Origin of the sequence: Mastigocoleus testarum BC008, from assembly GCF_001456025.1 — a bacterium.
GTDB lineage: Bacteria > Cyanobacteriota > Cyanobacteriia > Cyanobacteriales > Nostocaceae > Mastigocoleus > Mastigocoleus testarum.
Window position 1 is genome coordinate 40,740 of the sequence record NZ_LMTZ01000148.1, and the last position, 23,947, is coordinate 64,686.

Below are 23,947 nucleotides of genomic sequence, written 5' to 3' on the forward strand. Positions count from 1 at the left end.
CTTGATTTTTTTGTATTATTTTTTGTATTTCTTTATTAAGAATATAAACTTATAGGTTAATTTTACTAACGTGTGCCAATGCCAATAGGCAATTTTTACGGTCTGAGCGTAGGAACCGGCGATCCAGAATTAATTACTGTTAAAGGATTACGAATTTTACGAAATTCTCCAGTGGTAGCATTTCCTTCTGGTTTACAAGGCAAACCCGGAATCGCGGAAAAAATTATTAGTCAATGGTTGCAACCAGAACAAATACTGTTACCTCTGAACTTCCCCTATATCCAAGACGAACAAATCCTATTAAATGCTTGGGAAGAAGCAGCAAAACTTGTTTACGAATGTTTAAAAACTGGTCTAGATGTGGTTTTTGCCTGTGTTGGGGATGTCAGTTTCTACAGTACATTTACATACTTAGCGCAAACATTGAGAAGACTCTATCCTGATGTAACAGTTGTGGTGATACCAGGAGTTTGTTCTCCAATGGCTGCTGCTGCTGTATTAGGTATACCTCTCACAGTCAAAGATGAAAAATTAGCAGTTTTACCAGCCATCTATTCAATGAGCGATTTTGAAACTGCATTGGAGTGGGCTGAGGTTGTTGTACTGATGAAAGTTAGCTCTGTATACGCTAAAGTTTGGAAGATTTTGCAACAACACGACCTGCTAAAATCAAGCTTCATAGTAGAAAAAGCAACTTCAGAGGAAATGGTATTGCATCCCGACTTAACCAATTTAAGTAACTTGAAATTACCTTATTTTTCAATTTTGATTGTGCAATTACAATCTGGATATTTTTAAGATTCATGATTTTGAAAGCAAAATCACATCCATGTAGACTGAATCCCAGTAGTATATAAATTAAACTAATAAAATAACGACCAAAATACTCTTAAACGTGTTCTGTTTTCAGTATCTTTATAAGAAGTTATTATTTGTAGAGGGGTGCTCCTCCTCAGCCATTGTTGGAAATAATTAAGAACTTTAGACAATAAAATTACACAATTTCCATAGAGCCGAGTGAACGAAAACAAGTTACTATGTCTTACGTCTCATTGCTGAAAACCATACCAGATTTTTTTAGTCAACCTGTAGGGATAGCGGCACTAGCATCCGTTGGTATTCATGGTGTCATTGCTTTTCTGCTGCCCTTAATGCCGGTAGAGACAAAAAAAACCAAAGAAGTCAAAATTCCGAAAACTGTTGGACTTGTTGAACTCGACCAAGCCGATCGGCAACGTATTCCTCAAACAAATTCGACAAACGTAACGCCTAATCTACAGCCCAATATCCAAACGGCTGTCCAATTGCCTGAATTTGCAACAAAAGCCACTCCGTTACCAAGATTAGCTCCTCCTCCATTGGTAACACCTCCAGTTGCTTCGAATCAAATCATGCCACCTTTGCCTGTATCACGAAGTGAATTGGGAATAGATCCACTACCCAAAAATCGGCAAGTTAAAACAAGACAAAGTAATCCCTTTCGTATACGTCCAGAAGATAGGTTTGGAGCTAAAAAATCTTGGAGTGCTAGTAGACCGGAACTTAATTTTGAGGATCCTGTTAAGAATTCCAATGCTGGAGCGAATCAGAAGCTAAGAGCAAAAGTAGCCACTGGAACTAATACTAGGAATAACACTCAAAAAGATTTACAAGCTAGTTTACCTAAGGTAAATCCAGCTGCAATGCCTGCTGGGTTACCAGGAAAACCAATTCCGGTTTCTGGGGATGTTACTTCTGTTAGTGCTTTACCTCGGGGTAACCAAGTTTTAAATGACTCGTCAAGGGGATTTAATGTCACAAATAATACTAATCCTCTGACTTCTGGAACAAGATTGGTTACGGGAGTAACAAATTCACCACAGGTAAATAACGTTCAAACAGCCCAGGTCAAAGTTAAGTCTCCATCTCGGAAGAAAGTCATTACTGAACCCGAACTTATTGCTAGGGCAAAACAGATTACTCCCAACATTCAAATGCAAGCGGTTCCACTGCAACCCAGTCTTGACTTACCAACAGGTGAAAAGGCTACCAATGTTAAGGGAGGTTTAGTTGTTGATGGTGATGGTAAAATTAATTACTTTGAGTTATTAGACAAATCAGTATCATCTAATCTCAAAGTTGCTATCAGAGACTACTTCAAAAACTACTTCCAGAAAAATCCAATCAAGGCAACTGGAAAACCTAAGTATTTTTCTTTTAATGCTGTTTTCGAACCTAGTGACACCCTAAATCTCCGCGAACGTTTGCGTGCTATTAAAGACCAACGGGGTTTAAAAGTTAGTCCTTCACCAAGTGGTGCAGTCCCTGGTAGCAGAATTACTAACACAGAAAAATTATCTTCATCACCAATTGTTATTCAATCGGTAGTTAGAACAGACAAAGCTACTGATAATCCTGGAAATAATCAAACTTCTTATAATCAAACTTCTCAGCCGGGGTTTTTATCTCAGCGTTCACTAATTATTCCAGAGAATAGTAAAGGTAATTTAGAAAACCGTACCCAAGTCTCATCTTCTTCCAAAGAAAACCAGAGAAATTTGATTTTGCGGCTTCGCAAACTACGAGAGCAAAGACAAATAAAAACAAAAACCTCAGATTTTCAATAATCTCAGGTCATAGGGTTCGATTATTAAGTTTGATTAGTTAGTCATGTGGTGGTTCCAAATCCATCTCTTTATTATCCGTACCGTTAGGGTAAAGCATTATAAAAAATAGAATTCGGAACCACTTACCAAATTTTTTTGTATGCACTTAAATCGGAGATGAGGTATCGAATATCCCAATCCTATTACGTGCAAACAAAAATTATTTCTGTTGGACTAAACAAGTTACCACTAAGGTCAAGAAGTAAGCATTAATAACTGTTAACCTTCAACTACGACCTTACCAACCATACCAGCACCGCGATGGGGTTCGCAGTAAAAAGTGTATTCGCCAGCAGGAGCATCAGCAGGTATAGTAGTTTCAAATTCTTGACCTGGGCTCATTAGTAATTGCTTATGAGAAAGTTCTTTTGCTAGATCGGCACTTTTCGCAGGGTTTTGGGTTTTGTCAAAAACCACATTGTGGGGAGGAACTTTATTATTTACCCACTTGATGGTGTCACCAGGCTTGACTGTTAGTTTGGAAGGTTCAAATGCCAACATTCCTTTGTCATTGCCAAGCTTGATTGTGTATGTTTCGGCTGCAGCACTATCTACGAATACAACAAAGCTGCTGACAAAGAAGAAGATAGCACAAATAGCTAAACCAATACGTTGTAGATTTGCTGCAAATAATTTCATAAAACCTCTCGGAAGTGTTGAAATCCTAACTCTTGGAAGCAGGGTGGAAAAATTTAAATTTTTCAATATCATTCATTGTAAATAAAATTGACCAAAATATGACGCTTTGTCATAGATAGAAATTTTTTTTTAATGATTGCCTACAATTGTGAAGCTGAGATCGCGATCCTAAACTCGTGGAATTGGGAGTGGATGCTCGGGGATCGGGGTTCAAAAGTCAGAACATAGCGGTAAGTTCACAACCTGGCAGTTGAGGTATCGCTTTAGAGTAAGATGTCGTTGAAGAAGCTTTTGACTAAACTCAATAAATATAAATACTTTACGCTGGAGCAGAAGGGCGTCGGCAGAGCCTCTGACTAACGTCACGCCGGGCTAACCGTTAGCCACTAGCCGCTAACAGAAACCCCAAATAGAAAAGCAGAAGAATGTAAATCTGTGTTAAGATATTACCTCCTGCTGCTTTATTGAATATACCTAGGCTTAATCAAAAAAGTTTATAAATGTACTTTGACCTTTGTAAACCTAGAAGTATATTTTGCCACCACCCCATCTTTTACCAACAACCTTAGGTTGCAAAAGGATGTAACCTGCGATTGCTTCAAAGTCTTCTTCATTTAGGTTTCTCATTTCTGTGAAAATATCTGCACTTTTCATACTGGGGTGCAATTCAGAAATTTCAATTTCACCATCATAGGTAGTGGGATTTTTCATATAATCCACAAGCCCTTCAATGTTGTTCCGAGCAGGTGTAGCTAAAGCCAGAGTTTCTGGATCTAGCCCAACGTTCTGGTTAGTTTTGGTTACACCACCAAGATGACAATCGGCACAAGCGAATCTGAACAACCGCTTACCTTCTTTAATCTGTTTCAGACTTAGGACAACATCATCACCCTTATCATTTAAAGGTACCGTGCGTGTAGCTGTATCTAATTCTACTGCTGTTGCACTACCCAGGCAAAACTGAAATGTTAATAATAAAGTAGCTACAAAAATGCCAACTAGTTTTCTAAACATATTTCCCCTTAAGGATTTCGACTCTCAACACAGCAATGAATACCAGCGAGACTTAATCTTTTGAGTGTTAACTATTCTTGTTAACTGCTAATCGATCGATGACTGATTCTTTATTAACTGATTAATTCAGATTAAGCTGCTTTTATACAATTATCACGTGAATAGTGCAATTTGTTGCCCAAACTACCAGGATATCTTGTCTTAAGTATCTGTGATGGGGAGGTAAGGGAGAGTAAAAAAACTTAGATTAACAGTATTTTTCTTATTGCTTTGCTTTTAAGTTACTTTTTTCTCTCAGTAATTTGCGTCTTATTTTAACCTTTACCACCTGTAAATTTTACACTTTGAATAAAATACCGATTGAAAAAGCTATAGATTATTAAAACCGGTAATGTGAATACCATTGAAGCCGCCATGATGTAATTCCAATAGCTGATATATTGACCTTTGAAAGTGTTAAGCCCCAAAGGTAGGGTAAACATTTCAGGGTCGAACAGAATCACCACAGGTAATAAAAAATTATTCCAGCTATTCATAAAAACAAAAATTGCTTGGGCTGCTAATGCGGGTTTGGCGAGGGGAAGAACTATGTGGCGAAAAATTCCGAAGGTTGTCAAGCCATCAAGTGCTGCAGCTTCTTCTAATTCCCGAGGAAAATTCACAAAAAATTGTCGCATCATAAAAATAAAAGTAGCATTGACCATCCCTGGAACAATCATCCCCTGATAGGAATTAAGCCAGCCAAAGGCTTTTAAAATCAAGAAAGTAGGAATTAATGTTACCTGGACTGGTACCGCTAAAACTGCCAAAATTAGCAGAAACCAAAAACGTCTTCCAGTAAAACTCAGTCGAGCTAGGGCATAACCAGCCATTGAGTTGAAGAGTAAATTAGAAACTGTAATACTAATAGCTATAATTACGCTGTTTAGTAGCCAACGAAAAAATAAAGGTTCTTGGAGAAAAATTTGTTTGTAATTATTGAGAGTGAAGTGTTTTGGGAAAAAATTGGGTTCCCCACCAACTATTTCCGACAGGGGTTTAAAGGAAGCAGAAAATGCCCACAAAAAAGGAATGAGGGTGAGAATTGCATATAGAGCCAATACTAAATAAAGTATTATCTGTACCCAGGAAATACTCAGACGCTTAATCACACGCCTTCACCTCCGAATAACCGTCTCCCAAATAAAGTAACTATGATGATTAATATCGCTAATAAGAAAGCGATCGCTGCAGCGTACCCCATTTGCAAGTGACGAAATACAGCTTGGTATATTAATAAAACTATTGTTAATGTGGCATTGTTAGGACCACCCGTACCACCAGAAAAAATATAAGATTGGTCAAATAATTGGAAAGTACCGATGATACCGATCGCCACCACAAAAAATGTCACTGGCTTGAGCACGGGAATAGTGATATGAATAAACTTTTCCCACCAATTAGCACCATCTAATTCTGCAGCTTCATATAATGTCCTAGGTATATCTTGTAATGCTGCTAGGTAAATAACCATATAGAAAGGAGCAGTTGACCAAATATTCATCATCATGATGGCTTTGAGGGCTACGCCAGGATCGCCTAACCAGTTGTAAGTGGGTAGTCCTAAAGCAGTAAGCAAATCATTTAATAAGCCATTGGTGTTATAAATCCACATGAAGATGAGAGTCAGTACAGCGGAAGAAGTCACTGTGGGTAAAAAGTAAAGAATGCGCCACCAGTTTTTACCGCGAATCCCAGAATTAAGGGTAACAGCTAAAATGACTGCCAAAATTGTTTGTGCGGGGACAACAATGACAACATACTCTGCTGTATTTTTTAGGGCGATCCAAATTCGTTCATCATCAACAAGTTGAGTAAAGTTACGAACGCCAACAAACTGATACTCAATACTGCCCAGTAATTTTACATTATGCAAGGAAAGAAAAACAGCAAATACAATCGGCAACACTACAAAAATTCCTAGTATTAGAATAGTTGGTGCCATAAAAAAGTAGGCAGCCAAATTTTCTGTAATGTTGTACTTCCTTGGAAAGGGAGAAGTTTTCACTGTGAGAAGTACTTAATTATGATGTTAAATATCATATTGAATTTTGTACCACTGTAGGTCGATGTTTTTGGATTTGTTAAGTTCCTAAATCAAACTTTTTATTATCTCCAACCGTTTCTGTTTCGGTGATTTATAGTTGACTTTCAAGAATATTACTTAATAATTCCAGAATGTCCTGACGTATTGGTCATTGGTTCAATTCTTCCGCCTAAATACTTCCCCAAGAACTCTTCAACCTTTGCATAGAAATGCAGTCGATTTTGAGGACGCGTAAAACCGTGTCCTTCATCAGGATAGAGAATATATTCAACATTCTTATTAGCATTTCGCATCGCAACAACAATTTGTTCGCTTTCTACCTGTTTAACTCTTGGATCCTTAGCACCTTGTGCAATCAGCAATGGAGCTTGGATACGGTTGACAAAAAATAATGGTGAACGAGATTTGAGTAAATCCGCTTCTTTTTCTAAATTACCTACACGATAGTAGAATCTGGCTTTGACCATATTCCATTCAGCAGGAATACTTTCCATTAAAGTCAGCAAATTACTAGGACCAACCATATCAACACCAGCAGCAAACACGTTGGGTGTGAATGTTAAGCCAACTAAAGTTGCATAACCACCATAAGAACCACCCATGATTGCGACTTTTTTTGGATCTGCAATACCCTGAAGAATTGTCCAGTTCACTCCATCAATCAAATCTTCATGCATTTTTCTTCCCCATTCTCTGTTACCAGCATTGAGAAATTTTTTCCCGTATCCAGTAGAACCCCGGAAGTTAATTTGTAAAACTGCATAGCCACGATTTGCCAACCATTGCACCATGGGATTGTAACCCCAGGTATCTCGAATCCACGGTCCTCCGTGGACTAGCAATACTGTAGGTAGTTTATTTGGTGAAATTCCAACGGGTGTTGTCAGATAACCACGAATCCTGAGCCCATCGCGGGACCGATAGGATATTGGTTGCATTTGTGCAAGTTTGACATTTTCTAGAGCGGGCTTATTGCTAAACAACCGCTGACTTTTTTTAGTAACTCGGTTGTATTTATAATAATGTGTTGGTCCATTATCTGCGTTATAAGCTACCAACCATATTTTGTCTGCAAGGTCGCGGTCGAGTATGCGAAACTCACCGCCGTGAATTTTTGATAGAGCCTGAAAATCAGCAGTAATACTTTTGTCTAATACTTGCCATTGCAATTTATCTTTATAAAATCCAACAGCCTGGACGTATCGCTTTGTTGGGTGAATAAAAGTAGCATTAACGTCGTATTGTAAATTTTGAGCAATAATACTTTCTTTCCTGGTTTTCAAGTTCAATGCCGAAAGTCTAATTGTTTCAGCATTGTGATTACCTAAAATATAAAGTACTTTCCCATTCTCGGAAAATCCTAAGGCTGTACCGCTCTCATCTGGACCCCAACTACGAATGACTTTCCAGGGTTTTTGATAGTTATCTTTAATCGATAAAGTTGAGCCACCATCGGGAGTCATTCCTATCGCCGCACGTACTTTAAACTCCGCATCCGCAATTGTGTGAATGAAGTTACCAGTATTTTTCACCCTCAAGGTTGTTTTACCTGTTTTGAGGTTAACTTGATAAACATCATGTTTACGTTTATCCCTAATATTTAGACCTACTAATAATTGATAGGGAAATTTACGATCTAAAGCAATTATTCGTGCCTGGACATTTTTTTTGGGAGTTAAATTTGTAATTTTTCTAGTCTTGATATTTAGCGCAAAAATCTGGAAATTTCCATTATTATTTACATCTTGACTATAAATTATTTGCTCGTAATTATAACTCCATAAATAACTTCGAATGCAATATTTTTTATTGGTAGTTAAAATTTGATCGTTTGGTTTATCAATATTCCTAATCCATACTTGCAGTAAATTATTTTTATCCGGTGCCATGTATGTTATATATTTACCATCCGGTGAAATTTGTAGATTTAATTTATCTGGATTAGCAAACAAAGTTTCACGCTTAATTAATGGTGGCAAATTAGCCAAAGATAAACGAAGATTATTTGATATCTTAGCTGCTACTGATAAAGACAGAGGAAGTAACGACTTATACCTCCCATTCATTTCAAGTTTTGGATTTTGCATATTCATTAATATCCAGTTGGTAATAAAAATAAATGTTAGTTAAAAACCAATGTTTTTGAAGTTAGTTTTCAGACGTTTGTTGGTATTATGTTTTTAAGTATAATTATTTACGCTAAATTTTAATTACGAGTTATGCAAAACTTTCCTAAAAGAAGAATTTAGTAGAATTTGAAAATTTCACAGATTTTTCCCCAGGTTAAGTTGGCATCAACTCCGTTAATTTGGTGTATCTGTTGTCAGATTTTGCAATGTAATAGTCATTTTGTGAAATACTTTACAGAATCTTTAATTTATGTATGGGAACTACAGCTATCTTATATTGCTCTCAATTTAAACTAAATTGCCAAACTTTTTTCATAAAATGTTTTTACACGAGCAAAATATAATAATAATTCTAGATGAATTTATGCTTGCAAAAATCTTCCAGAGGCTTGATATGTGATACCTTTATAGTCAAAATAAATTACATCTTCGTACAAACTATATGCAAACCATATAACAGAATTAAGAATCCAAAATCCTATATTTACAAGTATTTCACTCCAAGTTCCAGCAAATTTATTCCGTACCTATTAGCTGGTAAACTGCCGTAGTCTCCGCGCTAAATAAAACCCGTCAGTCGGATATAAATTAAGAAAATCCGACAGTAAATTTCATCTACTGTCGCTCGAAAAACATAATTTTAGGTGATATAAAAATTCCCACCCCCAGTGATGATTTGGGGTTGGGAATTAATTCATTGATTATGAAAACTTCTACTCTTCAACACGATATCCTAATTCTGCTAAGCGAATCCGAGACTGACGCCACTTAGGTTGTACTTTTACAAATAGTTCTAAATATACTTTACCTGCAATTAACTTTTGAATCTGTTCTCGAGCGGCGCTCCCAATAGCCTTAAGCATATTACCACCCTTACCAATGAGTATGCCTTTCTGGGAATCACGTTCCACGTTAATAGTTGCGAGGACGCTAGTAATCGTTGGTGTTTCCTCAACTTTTTCAATTGCGATCGCAACCGAGTGAGGAATTTCTTCACGCGTCAATGATAATATTTGCTCGCGAATTAATTCACCCATAATAAAACGCTCTGGTTGATCGGTCACTAAATCGGGTGGATAATAAAGTGGTCCTGGCTCTATGTTTTGTATTAATAAATTTTGTAGTTCCGGAAGTCCTACTCCAGTTTTAGCTGAAAATTTAGTGGTCTGCCATTCTTGCGAGCGCGCCAAACTATAATAACTTTCATCCTGTTGGGAAGATAAATCCGGTTCTTGTTTGTCAATCTTATTTAACCCTAAAATTACCGACGTCGTGCTGCGACTTAGTAATTCTCCGATATAACGATCTCCTGTACCACAGGAAGCTGCTGCATCAACGACAAATAAAACAACATCAACAGATTCAATCGCTATTTTGGCATTTTGTACCAGAACTTTTCCCAACTGGTGATGGGGCTTATGGATTCCTGGAGTATCTACAAATATCAGTTGCGCTTCAGGTGTAGTTAATATGCCACGAAGGCGATTACGTGTTGTTTGGGCAACTGGAGATGTAATCGCAATTTTTTGCCCTACCAATTGATTCATCAAAGTTGATTTACCAACATTTGGACGACCAATAATTCCAATAAATCCAGATTTGAATCCAGGAGGAGATGAGGGAATAACCCCTTCTGACGAGCCTAATACTATGTTGTTCTCTATACTTTTCATTCGGAGTATCACTTTTATCTTTTATGAGCTGTAGCTCGTTATTTTGTGAAAAACTAGCAAATAAACTATAAAAATATTTTTTAGATTTAAGGTATCACGCTCTAAATATTAGTCTAATCCAAAAATAATAAATCTATTTAATATAGTGAAGTATATTCAATATAATAAAACTCAAAAAAATTCAAACATAAGTTATCATTTTTATATTTGCATTTACAGAAAATCTGTGGTTGATATTTTATCCTGTAATACCAACAGTCTCTAAAATTAACATATGTTTACAAAACAAAGCACTTTTTTGTGAATATTTTACTTTTGCATACTTAATCAATATATTTACTAAACTTGATTAGCCACTTTTTTAGAAAATACTTACAATATTCGTTCTCAGTTAAGAATAATAGAATAAAAGCGAATTCAGAAACAAAATCATATCACCTAACTGTAGTGCCATTTAAAGAGTACTTATATTTATCTATAAAATTTATTCGGGGTTATTTAAGCAAGTATCCAATAAAGCCGACTAATTGAGTGTTAGTCAATTTTAATGACATAATTTTAATCGGGCTGTTTACTCAAGTCATAAGGTGATAATTTTACCGGCCTGTTTAAGAATTAACTTGTCTCAATATGAATAACATTAGATTTTATCAATTATTCTTTTTATTACTACTTGAGAATAGAACCTGAAGTTTACCTTAACAAGGGGGATTTGGGGGGATTTAGGAGGATATGAAAATTCACAGCCTGAAATGTACAACTTTACGGAATAAATTATGATTATTAAATGCTATATTTAACTGAATTATTACAAATACATATTTATCTTGATATAAGACATCGATTATTAGTCAAACTATATAGTGATTAATCGTTTTGGAAGAAAATATCAATTAATTGTGTTAATTTACTTTTTTCACTAAAATAAAATTTTTGATATCGTTCTTCTCTAACAATTATTTTGCTAATTCAAGTTGAAACGCAAAAAATCATTCCTCTAGTAGTTGCACCGTATTTAGGAACTTTGTTTTTAATACTTAAAGCCATTTCATGTGATAAATTGAGCGAAGAAAGGCAGAATAAAGAAGACCTACTTATAATTAATATCAATAGTCGTTCTAAACTCTGTTCTTTTTAAAGGTAAGCCTTTCCTCGCACTTGCACCTGTATTTATTTCGAGAGCAGATTGCAATGTTTACAACCAGATATGTGTTAACGCTTGGTCATAGACAAAGGAATCACACAATCTCGGAAAAATTCAGTTTTTGATGACTGTTTTTTGTAACCCGATTTCTATAGGTGATTTGCTACAGAAATAGTTCCTAGTTAGATGCAACTCAACAACGTCCATGCCGTATAGTCACGTACGTTCGCGTAAAGCTAACAAGATTATCTTTTGTTTTAACTGCTACTGATTTATGTTCCTTGGAAATATCAAGACTTACGTCAACTCTCTAAATCAAACCTCATATTTTTGCTGGAGAAGCAGAAATTGTGTAGTAAGGTGCAGGAGATGAATAGGTACAATGTGGCTGTTTCCAACAAATTCCAGCCCATTCACTGAAATAAAATTAAACTGTAAGTCTTAAGTACAAAAATTTAGAAATCATCTTTTTTTTCAAGTACTGGTGCCTTTATTTAAGGACAACGGTTAAAATCTACGAAATTACTCGTCATGAAAAATGTTAAAAACACCTTGGTATCCTAAAATTCTTTTCTCATGTACCCTTACTTACATGCTTAGGCGGTGAAAGTTTGATTAAATATACATGACAAAATATTAATTTGATTTAACTTTTGTAAAGCATTTTGAATTTTATGGTCATTTCGTGGGGCAAAAATGTAAAAAATAAAAAAATATTAATTTTTTGAATAATTATCTACCATCATTCTTGCTGGCTAGTTAATTCCTTCTAGCTGGGTTAATATTGGGCTTTATTAGTTCGAATGTTAAAACAATCCAGATTTGGAGAATTCGAATTAGATCTTTCTAGATTTTAAGCAAATTCTTCCAAAATGCACCTTACGGTTAATAAAGATGTACCTTATGGTGAACGGGGACTTGAGTAAATACAAGCAAGAAAGACGAAACATTTTAGCCAATAAGCTTTTGGTTTATCTCTTTCACTTAACTTAATGAATTTATTATTTTGTGTAGATGACAGTCCTTCCAAAGTTGTCTCTAATCACTTATTTTCGATTAGAGCAACTTTTGCTACTTTACTTAAAATGACAATGATGTACTGAGGAGTCGTAAATTATTATGCAACTACTTCCACGACCTCAGAATGATAGCCAACCATCCGAAAAGTTGGACACTGAGCAACGTTTGGAACAACCAATGTTAAAAGTCATTGAAAAGCCGGAGATTACAACTAGTCCTAACATGATGCCGGCTCCAGCTCCGGGTTTAGGTTATCCTGAGGACTCAAGACTGCGTCAAAGAGTAGCGATTTTTATTGATGGCGCTAACCTATTTTATGCGGCAATGCATCTTGGTTTAGAAATTGATTACACTAAACTACTACGTTGTTTGACCAGAGAACGCCATCTGTTGAGAGCTTATTTTTATACTGGCGTAGATAGGACCAATGAAAAACAACAAGGTTTTTTGTTGTGGATGAGTCGTAACGGTTATCGGGTTGTAACCAAAGAACTTGTCCAGTTTCCTGATGGTTCTAAGAAGGCAAATCTTGATGTAGAGATTGCCATAGATATGATGAACTTTGCTAGATACTGCGATACTTTGATATTGCTGAGTGGAGACGGTGACTTAACTTATGTAGTAGATAACATCACGTATCAGGGTGTTCATGTTGAGGTAGTTAGCTTATCTTCTATGACAAGTGAAAGTTTGATCAGAGTAGCTGATTTTTACACTGACTTGGAGAATATTAAGGGAGAAATCCAAAAAGAACCTGGAAGTTAGCCTATGACCTATCATTTCTCTAAAAACTGCAACCAAGAGTGAAAAATTTATAGGGGATCTTGTGCCAGGTTCTTATGTATCCACGGCGGGGTATCGTATATGAATGCAGCAAATTTTTGCAGCGTTGTGAGGAATCATAAAATAGGGGTTTATCAAAAATCTCATGTTTTGCTCGTAGGCTTAGGAAAAAGTAAAAGTTACTATCCTGTAAGTAGCGAACAGAGAATTGCTTAAGTTAAATTACTTATTTTTTACTGTGGAGTGTTGTAAAATAATATATTATCCACCCCTCAAAAGCCGAAATTGCTATTTATAGTTGTCTGCAATGTATATTTAGATACTAAACACTGTAGAAATTAAAGACAAATAAATTTTCAGTCATCGCTGTGGGGTGTGCGGTGCGTACCAGTAGAGAGTTAATTAATTTAGCCCTCTATTCATAAATAATCCGCATCCATTGATAACCAGGATTCTTCACTCAGAACTACAGTTCAAGATAAATAAGTAAGTGGTTAAAGAGATTTGTTTTTTCCTTTTTTCTTCATTTATTTCAATGACGACTCTTAGGATTAAAAATTAATTTTCCACTGGCAGTGCTTTTACTTCACCGAAGCACAAGAGTGTCATAGTGGTTAACTCCCAATTGTTAATTGCTAACAAAAAATGCTTGTACTCACCAGTTTGTTTGGTATTGCTGTTGCGACTAAACTTATTTGGCTATAGTTCCAGTTCGAGAATGAGTACGTTCATAAATAAACAAAACCCGGTTTTAATAAGTAACCGGGTAATAAAAATTTATTTACCGTTCAAGGGTTTTCTGAGAACATAGGTTTGAAAAAACCAATAAAAAAAGTCTAGTCAAGAAAACCCATTAAGTTATAGCTGTCATCAATTTCATTTGATGCTATTGGTCGGTTACCCATCACAGAATAGGTTTCTGATAATTGGATATTACTCGCAGCAATTGGACGAATTCCAGAAAGGTTCATTGTATCCACAACCTGAATGGTATTCGCAGCAATTGGACGAACTCCCATTAGGTTAACTGTTTCTACTACTTCCAAGGAACTAGTACCAATGGGACGCGCTCCTGCGATGGCCATAGTTCCAGCGACTTCGAGGTCGCTCGAAGCAATTGGGCGAGTCCCAGCAACGATTAATTTACCGTTTTCTTCGTTTTTGGGCTTAGATTCTTCGTTTGCGGACATGTTAGCAGCTTTTCCTCCCTCATCATCTTTATTCAAAGCTTCACTTGAATTCTTTTCTACTTCCACTTTTAATTCTTCCTTATTTTGAGTCGGTTTTTGCCTAGAACTTGCTTTTTCTTCATTGCTGCTAACGCTCATAAGCTAATACCTCAAAATTGATAAATGAATTTTACTTAGGTTTTGAAAATGAAAATTTTGAAAGATTGAAATTTTACTTAGTTTATTAAATTTTAACTTTAAAAATCCTTGACTATATATAAGTATCTTCAAGTTTGATACATAAGTCAAACTTAATGATTAATATTTGTAAAGATTATTGTCTGTTTCTACTATTTTCAGACTGTCGATACCAATTCTAAATGAATTGCTTCACTTAGAAAAAATCAGCTTTAAGGGAGTCAGAGGTTAGAAAGTTAAGAATAGGAAAGAAGTCAGGATTCAGTTTTGCTCTAAAGAGTAACAGTATTCGTTACGATGAGAAGAACTAAAAGCGTCTTAGAAATTCGATGGTAGACTTTTCTTTGCAAGCTCCTTTTCAACCAACAGGCGACCAACCAAAGGCAATAGACCAACTTATTGATAGTATTAACTTTGGAAATCGTTTTCAAACTTTGCTAGGAGCTACTGGTACCGGAAAAACTCACACAGTAGCAAGAGTAATTGAGAATATTGGTAAGCCAACTTTAGTATTAGCTCACAATAAAACCCTTGCGGCTCAACTTTGTAATGAATTACGGGGATTTTTCCCAAAAAATGCCGTCGAATACTTCGTCAGTTACTACGATTATTATCAACCAGAAGCCTATATTCCCGTCACCGATACTTATATTGAAAAAACTGCACAGATCAATGATGAAATTGATATGTTACGACATTCTGCAACCCGTTCTTTATTTGAACGTCGAGATGTTGTTGTTGTAGCGTCAATTAGTTGTATTTATGGCTTAGGAATGCCAACAGAATACCTCAATGCAGCTATTCCCTTTGGGGTGGGAATGGAAGTAAACCAACGCGAAGTTATTAGAAGTTTGGTATCAGTTCAATATAACCGTAACGATCTAGAAATGGGACGGGGACGCTTTCGAGTTCGCGGGGATGTTTTAGAAATTGGACCAGCATACGAAGATAGAATTATTCGAGTGGAATTTTTTGGTGATGAGATTGATGCGATTCGTTATGTCGATCCAATCACAGGAGAAATTCTTCAGAGTTTAGAAGCAGTAAATATCTATCCCGCACGTCACTTTGTCACTCCCAAAGACCGTTTGGAGGAAGCTTGCACTAATATTCAAACTGAATTAAAACAACACAAAGCCCAATTAGAAGAAGTCAGTAAATTACTCGAAGCACAGCGGATCGATCAACGCACTCGCTATGACCTAGAAATGTTACGGGAGGTCGGTTATTGTAATGGAGTGGAAAATTATTCCCGACACTTAGCTGGAAGACAACCGGGAGAACCACCAGAGTGTTTAATTGATTATTTTCCTAAGGATTGGCTATTAGTCATAGATGAGTCCCATGTTAGTGTTCCCCAATTGCGGGGTATGTATAATGGCGATCAAGCTCGGAAAAAAGTATTAATCGATCATGGTTTTCGGCTCCCTAGTGCTGCTGATAATCGTCCTTTAAAAGCTGAAGAATTCTGGTTAAAAGTAAATCAGTGCATTTTTGTTTCTGCAACTCCAGGGAATTGGGAGATCGAAGTATCTGATGGTAATGTTATCGAACAAATTATTCGACCTACAGGTGTAGTGGACCCTGAAATTTTTGTACGTCCTACCGAAGGTCAAATTGATGATTTATTAGGTGAGATTAAAGACCGGATTGACCTGGATGAACGAGTATTAATTACTACCTTAACTAAGAGGATGGCAGAAGATTTAACTGAATATCTAGAAGAGAAAAATATTCGAGTTAGGTATCTACATTCAGAGATTAATTCCATCCAAAGAATAGAAATTATTCAAGACTTACGGGAAGGCCATTTTGATGTTTTAGTTGGTGTTAACCTATTACGAGAAGGTTTAGACTTACCAGAAGTTTCTCTTGTTGCAATTTTAGATGCAGATAAAGAGGGATTTTTACGTACCGAACGTTCGTTAATTCAAACCATTGGTAGAGCGGCGCGTCATATCCGAGGACAGGTTATTATGTATGCCGATCGCTTAACCGATAGCATGAAAAAAGCCATTGAAGAAACCGAACGTCGCCGTAAGATTCAAACTGAACATAATCAAGAGAATAATATTACGCCCCAACCAATTATTAAAAAATCAAATAATGCTATTTTATCTTTCCTAGAAGTTTCCCGCAGAGTAAATCTACAGGATTTAGAAACTGTTGATGAAAATCTTAATGAATTACCTCTAGAAGATATTCCTGATTTGATTAATAAATTGGAAGCAGAAATGAAAGAAGCGGCAAAAAACCTAGAATTTGAGGAAGCTGCGAAATTCAGGGATAGAATTAAAAAATTGCGTGATAAATTAGTAGGACGTTAAATAGTTAATTTTTTGTTTATGGCCTTTTTATTTTTAGTAGCAATTAGAGATTAATAATTGGGAATTGGGAGTAAGTAAAATACGTAAAATATAAATAATGATAGATAAGATTTATGTTTGTTTTGGCTCTTTATTCGTACAATGATTTAAATTTTTAGTTTTCTATTTGCCTACCAAGTTTGTCATTTTTATGAGTAGAAATCTGAGTCTTGATTTAGCCTAACTCAAGTCAATATGTCACAATTTAAACCATTAAAATAGATTTTGCTGTGCTATATTTAACTTGCTTTTATTTCAAGTAAAATTAGGATTTTAAATTATGCTTAACACTATGATGTTTTGACATTAATAATTTCCCAACTGTCTTAAGGTTTACTTCTAAAATTTGACGCATCGATGAAACTTTAAAGTCCAGTCAAACGTCAATTGTGTCAAGCAATAATATAATGTGTGATTTAATCTAGATTGTGTTTCCATAGTCTAGATTAGTTATTTGTGAAAATTAAAATACGGATAGAAATACAAGTAAAAATAACTAAACTCCTAATTACTATGAAACTCCACTATCAGTTATCCAAATTACAAGTACATCGCTTTGGGTTGATTTTGATACTGCCAGTTGCACTTGTATGTGCAATGTCTTTCGATAATCCGTTACGTAACAGCAAACATCCCGTTCAACTGCAAAGTGCGATCGCACAACAGTCAGGTCAAGGTCAACCACTACAAATTGATGGTGACCTAATACAATATGATAGTAAAACTCAGGTAGCAACAGCCCGTGGCAATGTGCAAATGTTGTACAAAGCACGAGGTATTCGAGCAACAGCAGCCCAAGCACAATTGTTTAATCGCGAACGTCGCATCGTTCTTAGTGGTGATGTGTACATTTTGCAAAATGGTGCTAATAGTATCCGGGCTGAAGTTGTCACATACTTAATTGATGAGGGGCGATTTGTTGCTCAACCAAAAGCTAACCAACAAGTACGATCTGTCTACATCGTAGATGATGCTAACCCTAATAGTAACAATACTACAGCAGCACCTTCCACTCCTAGTTTCAAACGCAGAAATTAGTATTGAAAACTCAATAAAGGGTGTGTAAATTAGTTGTGAAAATTTTTTTAGATAATATACATAAATCTTACGGTAAGCGAGAGGTCGTCAAACGCGTTAATCTTTCAGTTGCGCAAGGAGAAGTGGTTGGTTTACTCGGTCCGAACGGGGCTGGTAAAACAACGACATTTTATATCGCTTGTGGTTTAGAAAAACCAAATCAAGGTACGGTTTGGTTGGATAAGCAAGACATTACTCCTTTACCTATGCACAAACGAGCCAGACTTGGTATTGGTTATCTGGCGCAGGAAGCAAGTGTTTTTCGTAACTTGAGTGTTCGGGATAATATCCTCCTAGTGATGGAGCAAACCAGCGTTCCATCCAGGGAATGGTCAAGTCGCTTGCAAACTTTAGTTGGGGATCTAAGCTTAGAAAAAGTCGCTAATTCTAAAGGTATTCAACTTTCTGGGGGCGAACGGCGAAGAACAGAATTAGCAAGAGCTTTAGCTGCGGGAAAGGATGGACCCAAATTTTTACTTTTAGACGAACCATTTGCTGGAGTCGATCCGATCGCAGTTTCCGAAATTCAAGAAATTATTGCTCAATTACGCGATCGCCATATGGGAATTCTAATTACAGATCACAATGTTCGCGAAACCCTTGCTATTACTGATCGGGCGTATATCATGCGTGAGGGAGAAATTTTAGCTTCAGGTACTCCAGAAGAACTATATGCAAATCCTTTAGTCAAACAGTATTATTTAGGCGATAATTTTCAAGCCTAGCAAGCACCGGATGAAAATAGTTCCATATTTTGCTTAAAAATTTTGTCTGTATGAGTCAGGGAAAAGGGAATAGGAAATGAAGAACAAAGAAAAGGTAATATAACTCGATAGTAAATATCTAAACATTTTACTATCTAAATATTTTACTTATCTGTTTATTTGTCATTTTTAATTAATTCCTATTGATTTAGTTCCTCATTCCCAATACCCAATACCCAATCCCCAATACCCATCCTCAGCAACTACTCACTAATGGCTAAACAAAAGTCCTTTTATACCCTAAATTCGCTACTACCATTTTCGATAATGGATCGATACCTTGCAAGCGAATTGCTACCACCATTTTTATTTGGTGTAGGGGCTTTTTCTTCTATTTTGGTATCAATTGGTGCTGTATTTGAACTAATAAGGAAGGTTGTTGAATCTGGTTTGCCCCTAACTCTCGCTGGACAAGTTTTTCTCTTAAGGCTTCCAGAATTCATAGTCTTAGCTTTTCCCATGTCCACACTCCTTGCGACTTTAATGACCTATAGTCGCCTTTCCAGTCAAAGTGAATTGGTTGCTTTGCGTGGTTGCGGGGTCAGTGTCTATCGAATGGTTTTAACTGCAGTAATACTGAGTTTATTTGTAACAGGTCTTACTTTTATTTTTAATGAACAAATTGCACCAGTAGCGAAATATCAAGCAACAATAACTCTTAATAAAGCTTTAAAATCAGAAAGACCCACGTTTAAGCAAGCAAATATAATTTATCCGGAGTATCGCAGAGTCAAACAAGAGGACGGTAGTAAAGAAAAAGTTTTATCCCGCTTATTTTACGCCGATCAATTTGACGGGAACCGAATGAAAGGTTTAACAGTGATTGATCGCTCCCAAGAAGGTTTAGAAACTTTAAGTCAAATTGTTATTGCAGATTCCGGTAAATGGAATCCATCGGAAAATGTCTGGGATTTTTATGACGGTACTATATATTTGGTATCTTCTGATAGTTCCTATCGTAATATAATCAAGTTTGAACACCAAAAACTCAAATTACCCCGAACTCCGCTAGACGTAGCACAAAAAAGCCGAGATTATGGTGAGATGAATATTGCTCAAGCTTTAGAGCAACTGGAAATTGAACGTCTCAGAGGTGATGATAGAAAGATTCAGAAACTCAAAGTTAGAATTCAAGAAAAGTTTTCTTTACCTTTCGTTTGTGTAGTTTTTGGGTTGATTGGTTCGGCGTTGGGAAGTGTACCCCAAAGAAGTGGGAAAGGTACAAGTTTCGCTCTTAGTATTGTAATTATATTCACTTACTATATAGTATCTTTTTTCGCTAGTGCTTTAGGACAAGCAGGTATTCTTTCTCCTTTTATGGCAGCTTGGACATCCAACTTTTTGTGTTTAGGTATCGGTATATTTTTATTGATGCGAATCGCAAAACGTTAGACATTTTTCAGTTATCAGTTACCAGTTATCAGTTAATGCGCTACCGCACACGCTTTGCTAACAGTTTTTGATTAGTGTTTCCCTGGTTTTTATTTTCTGTTCACTGTTCACTGATAACTGTAGCCCGTAAGGACGTGGCGTTGTGGCGTTAGCCATAAACTGATAACTGTTCAATCTTCATAATAAATACGACATTCTGGTGCATCTGGGTTTGCAGCACAGTATTCTTCAAAGGAAGCTTTGGTAGATATAATATTTTCAGCTTTTTGATGTATTGCTTGTGCTTGTAGTTCTTCAACTGCATCCCAAGCTGCAGTGCAGACCTTAGAACTAGCACCATAAATTGCACAAATAGTGCGAGCTTCTTCTACTGCTTTTTGAATTACTTCTTCAAACAAAATAGCTTTGGGACTATCAACAATATCATTTTTTGTAAGAATATCTGTAACTGAAATAATGCCTAGTAGTTCGCCTTGAACCACAGGTGCTGTGTGGATACCGGTATTAGCAAACATTTTAGCTACATATTCTATACCTAGGTCTGGGTTGATGATAATGCAGGGCTTAGACATAATTTCAAAGACCCTTACCTGTCTGGGGGATTTACCGTAAGCTGTTACCTTGTAGATAATATCTGTTTCCGATACTATCCCATAAGCATCATATTCATGGCAGCGCTCGATAATCAAAGCTCGTATTCCATGATTCTTCATCAATGTAATTGCTTCTGCAACAGTCGCTGAACCCTTTATCGTAACTACCTCCTTACTCATGATATCTTCGGCTTTCATCATTGCTCTAGCCTCCGGTTCTTAAACTAATTTGGGGTAATGATTAATTTGCTCAAGAAATTAGAACTTTTTTTGATTGATAATATTTAAGTATTTATAGTGCTATGTGCAAGTCAAAACATGTCTTTTAGATACGCTTTGCTAACAAAATATATCGCGTCTACGGTGGGGCGTTAGCATAGTAAAAGTTTATAAATCATAGCTTTTAGAATTTATAAATTTCTTAATCTTATTACATAGTGCGATATAATTTGGAGCTTAAGATTGAAAGCTCAAAATTTGAAGTGTAAAAATTGAAAGTTTAGATTGAAAATTTAAATTTGAACTTAAAATTTACTGCTGCGATTGTGTAATTATTTTGAAATAACTATTTTTGAGATGATTTTGCCAGAATTTGAATAAAATTAACTAAAATTTATAAATTTTCACTATGAATTGAGCAGTTTGAAATATTTGTTTTGAAGTATGTGGGTTGGGGTTTTCTATTAAGTTCCCTCTAGCTGCAATATTTCTGTTTGAAGATCGCTAGAGAAGGCATAGATAAACTCACTCAAATACTAACCACATTCATATGGTGAATAAATTAAGAATGATGACATCTATCTCAGGATTGGAGATGAAAGATAAAAAACTAAAAACGGAGAGGGGGGGATTCGAACCCCCGTTGACGTTGCCGCCAAAACGCATTTCGAGTGCGCCGCATTCAACCGCTCTGCCACCTCTCCAGACAAGAAATATTTAATTAAACCAGACCTAAGTCTAGAAGGAACTAAAAGTTCCGCATTCTATTCTAACAAGAGTATCACGAGTTGAGAATAACCAACATATTCTTTTTTCTAATTTGTTCCCTATCTATATCTAATGCTTAACAAGAGTTAATTTTATACTTGCACTTGGTAGCAAATTCTGTAACGAGAACAAGAAAAAGGGTATTTAAGCCTAAATTTAAGAAAAAATAGACAATTATCCAAAATAAACATGTAATGCTTTTTCAGGACCTTAGAGACTATCAAATTCTATTCCTCACTTTGTTTTTAGTCTTGGGGATTGGGACAAGAGATTGGACTGTGCGACCGGAATTAATTTTAATCGCTATTGCAACTTGCCTAATAACCCAATTGATATTTAGTCGAGGAAATGAGTCCAAGGGTGATAACTCAAATACTTCTAACTCAAATTTTTCTAGCTCAAATTCTTCTAACTCAAATTTTTCTAGCTTAAGTCTTTCTAACCCACGTTTCTTCTTAAATTCTAATTTTTCCATCCGCAGCGCCTTAATTACTTCCCTAGGGTTAAGTTTGCTTTTGCGTGCTGACCATTGGACAACTATAGCTATAGCAGCATTTAGTGCGATCGCTAGTAAGTTTATCTTTAAGGTAGGAAATAAGCATTTTTTTAATCCAGCTAATTTTGGCATCATTGCAGCACTGATATTAACCAATGATGCTTGGGTATCCCCAGGACAGTGGGGGGAAGATTGGTGGTATGCAATGTTATTTCTCGGTGCTGGTGGAATGATTTTGCAAAAAGTTGGTCGCTGGGATACTACAGCAGCTTTTTTGGGTGCTTATGCAGTTTTAGAGGGTATTCGTAATTTCTGGTTGGGTTGGACTTGGGATGTTTACTCACACCGTTTAATTAACGGATCTTTATTACTGTTTGCTTTATTTATGGTGACCGATCCTCGTTCAATTCCTAATTCTCGTATCGGTAGGGTTCTTTGGGCGATCTGCATCGCCACATTAACTTTTATTCTGAGGAATTATTTTTTGATGTCCACTGCTGTATTTTGGGCACTATTTTTACTTGCACCTTTAACAGTGCTGTTTGATGCTATCTGGTCTGCACAGCGATTCTCTTGGAATAATCAAGGAATTGGGGATTAGATATTAGAGATTAGACATTAGAGATCGGAAAGTATTAATTTCCTTTTCTACATCTATAAAAAATCAGCATTTGATGGAGTAGTAAAAAAGCAAAAGGGCTAACAAAATTAATCGAGAGTTGGGAATTTTATAAAAAGAAGTTTTTTCGTAAATATCAATCGAAAATTAAAAAATCAAAATGATACTCTCAATAAAACAAATATTTCGGGTATTAATTTCATTAGTACTAAGTTTTGTCGTACTGCTTTACTTTACCCCTGCAGCCTGGGCTTTTTGTGGATTTTATGTTGCTAAAGCTGATAGCAAACTATATAACCAAGCTTCTCAGGTTGTGATTGCTCGTAAAGACAATCGCACTGTGTTGACAATGGCAAATGATTATCAAGGTGACGTGAAAGACTTCGCCATGGTAGTTCCTGTTCCAACAGTGCTAAAAAAAGAACAAGTTAAAGTTGCAAAACCAAAAATTATTGAAAGGTTAGATGCTTTTAGCGCCCCGCGCTTAGTTGAATATTTTGACGAGGATCCTTGTAACCCAATTTTGTACGATGCCGCCGAATCTAGAGCTATACAAAATGCTGCTCCTCAAGCAGCAAGACGTTTTAAGAAAAACAATAATTTGGGCGTGACAGTAGAAGCCAAATTTAATGTTGGTGAATACGATATTGTTATCCTGAGCGCAAAAGAATCTAACGGTTTACAAACTTGGTTACGACGCAACGGCTACAAAATTCCTCGAGGTGCAGGAAGTTTACTACGACCTTATATCCGTCAGGGGATGAAATTCTTTGTTGCTAAAGTCAACTTAGATAAATTTGAGGAAAAAGGTTATCAGTTCCTCCGTCCTTTGCAAATATCCTATGAATCATCTAAATACATGCTTCCGATTCGTTTGGGGATGATTAACTCTACAGCAGAGCAAGACTTGTTAGTTTACATTATTTCCCCTAAAGGACAAGCAGAAGTTACCAATTACCGCACAGTAAAAGTTCCTTCGAATACTAATATCCCTGTATTTGTTAAAGACGAATTCAAGGATTTTTACAAATCCATGTTTAAAACAGCATATACAAAAGAAGACAAAAAAGTTGCTTTTCTTGAATATGCTTGGGATATGGGTACTTGCGATCCCTGTTCTGCTCAACCTCTCAACCGAGAAGAACTCAAAGAT

Annotated in this window: 18 protein-coding genes and 1 tRNA gene; 10 read left to right on the forward strand and 9 right to left on the reverse strand. The window is 36.1% G+C overall.

What is annotated here, in order from left to right; genetic code table 11:
• The first annotated feature begins 78 nt into the window (after positions 1-78).
• Together BC008_RS39725 and BC008_RS39730 are read left to right on the forward strand one after the other, a co-directional pair.
• Entirely contained in the window at positions 79-798 is a 720-nt protein-coding gene (locus BC008_RS39725; RefSeq protein WP_027841740.1) for a precorrin-2 C(20)-methyltransferase, read from the forward strand.
• Positions 799-1,037: 239 nt separating this feature from the next.
• Positions 1,038-2,606, forward strand: coding sequence for a hypothetical protein (locus BC008_RS39730; RefSeq protein WP_027841741.1), 1,569 nt, complete (start codon positions 1,038-1,040; stop codon positions 2,604-2,606).
• A gap of 258 nt (positions 2,607-2,864) precedes the next feature.
• On the opposite strand, the gene petE is transcribed toward BC008_RS39730, so the two are convergent.
• From petE to era, 6 genes are all read right to left on the reverse strand, one after another.
• Positions 2,865-3,284 carry a plastocyanin gene (petE, locus tag BC008_RS39735; protein WP_027841742.1) on the reverse strand — a complete coding sequence of 140 codons (420 nt, stop codon included), beginning with the start codon at positions 3,282-3,284 and terminating at the stop codon, positions 2,865-2,867.
• A 522-nt stretch (positions 3,285-3,806) separates the two neighbouring features.
• Positions 3,807-4,298, reverse strand: coding sequence for a photosystem II cytochrome c-550 (psbV, locus tag BC008_RS39740; protein ID WP_027841743.1), 492 nt, complete (start codon positions 4,296-4,298; stop codon positions 3,807-3,809).
• Positions 4,299-4,612: 314 nt separating this feature from the next.
• Positions 4,613-5,446, reverse strand: a complete 834-nt coding sequence (locus BC008_RS39745; protein WP_027841744.1) for a carbohydrate ABC transporter permease — start codon at positions 5,444-5,446, stop codon at positions 4,613-4,615.
• Positions 5,446-6,282: a carbohydrate ABC transporter permease gene (locus tag BC008_RS39750; RefSeq protein WP_153009741.1), complete on the reverse strand. Its 837-nt coding sequence runs from the start codon at positions 6,280-6,282 to the stop codon at positions 5,446-5,448. Before BC008_RS39750 ends, BC008_RS39745 begins: the two co-directional genes overlap by 1 nt.
• A 215-nt stretch (positions 6,283-6,497) precedes the next feature.
• Positions 6,498-8,471 (reverse strand): S9 family peptidase, encoded by a 1,974-nt coding sequence (locus BC008_RS39755; protein ID WP_235596009.1) that lies wholly within the window; start codon positions 8,469-8,471, stop codon positions 6,498-6,500.
• A gap of 755 nt (positions 8,472-9,226) precedes the next feature.
• Positions 9,227-10,186: a GTPase Era gene (era, locus tag BC008_RS39760; RefSeq protein ID WP_027841747.1), complete on the reverse strand. Its 960-nt coding sequence runs from the start codon at positions 10,184-10,186 to the stop codon at positions 9,227-9,229.
• Between the two features lie 2,263 nt (positions 10,187-12,449).
• Between era and BC008_RS39765 the strand changes: the two genes are divergently transcribed.
• Together BC008_RS39765 and BC008_RS52375 are read left to right on the forward strand one after the other, a co-directional pair.
• The gene (locus BC008_RS39765; protein ID WP_027841748.1) at positions 12,450-13,115 is read left to right on the forward strand and encodes a LabA-like NYN domain-containing protein; all 666 of its coding nucleotides are present in this window, start codon (positions 12,450-12,452) and stop codon (positions 13,113-13,115) included.
• A gap of 99 nt (positions 13,116-13,214) precedes the next feature.
• Positions 13,215-13,349, forward strand: coding sequence for a hypothetical protein (locus tag BC008_RS52375; protein WP_268768285.1), 135 nt, complete (start codon positions 13,215-13,217; stop codon positions 13,347-13,349).
• Between the two features lie 620 nt (positions 13,350-13,969).
• On the opposite strand, the gene BC008_RS39770 is transcribed toward BC008_RS52375, so the two are convergent.
• Entirely contained in the window at positions 13,970-14,461 is a 492-nt protein-coding gene (locus BC008_RS39770; RefSeq protein WP_027841749.1) for a hypothetical protein, read from the reverse strand.
• A 368-nt stretch (positions 14,462-14,829) separates the two neighbouring features.
• On the opposite strand from BC008_RS39770, the gene uvrB reads away from it, so the two are divergent.
• The 4 genes from uvrB (at position 14,830) to BC008_RS39790 (ending at position 20,099) form a co-directional block, all read left to right on the forward strand.
• The gene (uvrB, locus tag BC008_RS39775) at positions 14,830-16,827 is read left to right on the forward strand and encodes an excinuclease ABC subunit UvrB (protein WP_027841750.1); all 1,998 of its coding nucleotides are present in this window, start codon (positions 14,830-14,832) and stop codon (positions 16,825-16,827) included.
• A 552-nt stretch (positions 16,828-17,379) separates the two neighbouring features.
• Positions 17,380-17,904, forward strand: coding sequence for an LptA/OstA family protein (locus BC008_RS39780; protein WP_027841751.1), 525 nt, complete (start codon positions 17,380-17,382; stop codon positions 17,902-17,904).
• A gap of 35 nt (positions 17,905-17,939) precedes the next feature.
• Entirely contained in the window at positions 17,940-18,668 is a 729-nt protein-coding gene (lptB, locus tag BC008_RS39785) for an LPS export ABC transporter ATP-binding protein (RefSeq protein WP_027841752.1), read from the forward strand.
• A gap of 306 nt (positions 18,669-18,974) precedes the next feature.
• Positions 18,975-20,099: an LptF/LptG family permease gene (locus BC008_RS39790; RefSeq protein WP_027841753.1), complete on the forward strand. Its 1,125-nt coding sequence runs from the start codon at positions 18,975-18,977 to the stop codon at positions 20,097-20,099.
• 170 nt (positions 20,100-20,269) lie between these two features.
• On the opposite strand, the gene BC008_RS39795 is transcribed toward BC008_RS39790, so the two are convergent.
• Together BC008_RS39795 and BC008_RS39800 are read right to left on the reverse strand one after the other, a co-directional pair.
• Positions 20,270-20,893: a CP12 domain-containing protein gene (locus BC008_RS39795; RefSeq protein WP_201026225.1), complete on the reverse strand. Its 624-nt coding sequence runs from the start codon at positions 20,891-20,893 to the stop codon at positions 20,270-20,272.
• 635 nt (positions 20,894-21,528) lie between these two features.
• Positions 21,529-21,615 (reverse strand) — tRNA-Ser (locus tag BC008_RS39800).
• A gap of 258 nt (positions 21,616-21,873) precedes the next feature.
• Here BC008_RS39800 and BC008_RS39805 point away from each other — a divergent pair.
• Together BC008_RS39805 and BC008_RS39810 are read left to right on the forward strand one after the other, a co-directional pair.
• The gene (locus BC008_RS39805; protein ID WP_027841755.1) at positions 21,874-22,776 is read left to right on the forward strand and encodes an RnfABCDGE type electron transport complex subunit D; all 903 of its coding nucleotides are present in this window, start codon (positions 21,874-21,876) and stop codon (positions 22,774-22,776) included.
• A 178-nt stretch (positions 22,777-22,954) separates the two neighbouring features.
• The coding region (locus tag BC008_RS39810; protein ID WP_058184591.1) for a DUF2330 domain-containing protein at positions 22,955-23,947 on the forward strand (993 nt) is incomplete at its 3' end.

What these genes read in the sequence shown, in the direction of transcription:
- BC008_RS39725 (WP_027841740.1), top strand. Translation starts at nt 79, where the DNA reads ATGCCAATAGGCAATTTTTACGGTCTGAGCGTAGGAACCGGCGATCCA.
- BC008_RS39730 (WP_027841741.1), top strand. Translation starts at nt 1,038, where the DNA reads ATGTCTTACGTCTCATTGCTGAAAACCATACCAGATTTTTTTAGTCAA.
- petE (WP_027841742.1), bottom strand. Translation starts at nt 3,284, where the DNA reads ATGAAATTATTTGCAGCAAATCTACAACGTATTGGTTTAGCTATTTGT.
- psbV (WP_027841743.1), bottom strand. Translation starts at nt 4,298, where the DNA reads ATGTTTAGAAAACTAGTTGGCATTTTTGTAGCTACTTTATTATTAACA.
- BC008_RS39750 (WP_153009741.1), bottom strand. Translation starts at nt 6,282, where the DNA reads ATGGCACCAACTATTCTAATACTAGGAATTTTTGTAGTGTTGCCGATT.
- BC008_RS39755 (WP_235596009.1), bottom strand. Translation starts at nt 8,471, where the DNA reads ATGCAAAATCCAAAACTTGAAATGAATGGGAGGTATAAGTCGTTACTT.
- era (WP_027841747.1), bottom strand. Translation starts at nt 10,186, where the DNA reads ATGAAAAGTATAGAGAACAACATAGTATTAGGCTCGTCAGAAGGGGTT.
- BC008_RS39765 (WP_027841748.1), top strand. Translation starts at nt 12,450, where the DNA reads ATGCAACTACTTCCACGACCTCAGAATGATAGCCAACCATCCGAAAAG.
- BC008_RS52375 (WP_268768285.1), top strand. Translation starts at nt 13,215, where the DNA reads ATGAATGCAGCAAATTTTTGCAGCGTTGTGAGGAATCATAAAATAGGG.
- BC008_RS39770 (WP_027841749.1), bottom strand. Translation starts at nt 14,461, where the DNA reads ATGAGCGTTAGCAGCAATGAAGAAAAAGCAAGTTCTAGGCAAAAACCG.
- uvrB (WP_027841750.1), top strand. Translation starts at nt 14,830, where the DNA reads ATGGTAGACTTTTCTTTGCAAGCTCCTTTTCAACCAACAGGCGACCAA.
- BC008_RS39780 (WP_027841751.1), top strand. Translation starts at nt 17,380, where the DNA reads ATGAAACTCCACTATCAGTTATCCAAATTACAAGTACATCGCTTTGGG.
- BC008_RS39790 (WP_027841753.1), top strand. Translation starts at nt 18,975, where the DNA reads ATGGATCGATACCTTGCAAGCGAATTGCTACCACCATTTTTATTTGGT.
- BC008_RS39795 (WP_201026225.1), bottom strand. Translation starts at nt 20,893, where the DNA reads ATGATGAAAGCCGAAGATATCATGAGTAAGGAGGTAGTTACGATAAAG.
- BC008_RS39805 (WP_027841755.1), top strand. Translation starts at nt 21,874, where the DNA reads ATGCTTTTTCAGGACCTTAGAGACTATCAAATTCTATTCCTCACTTTG.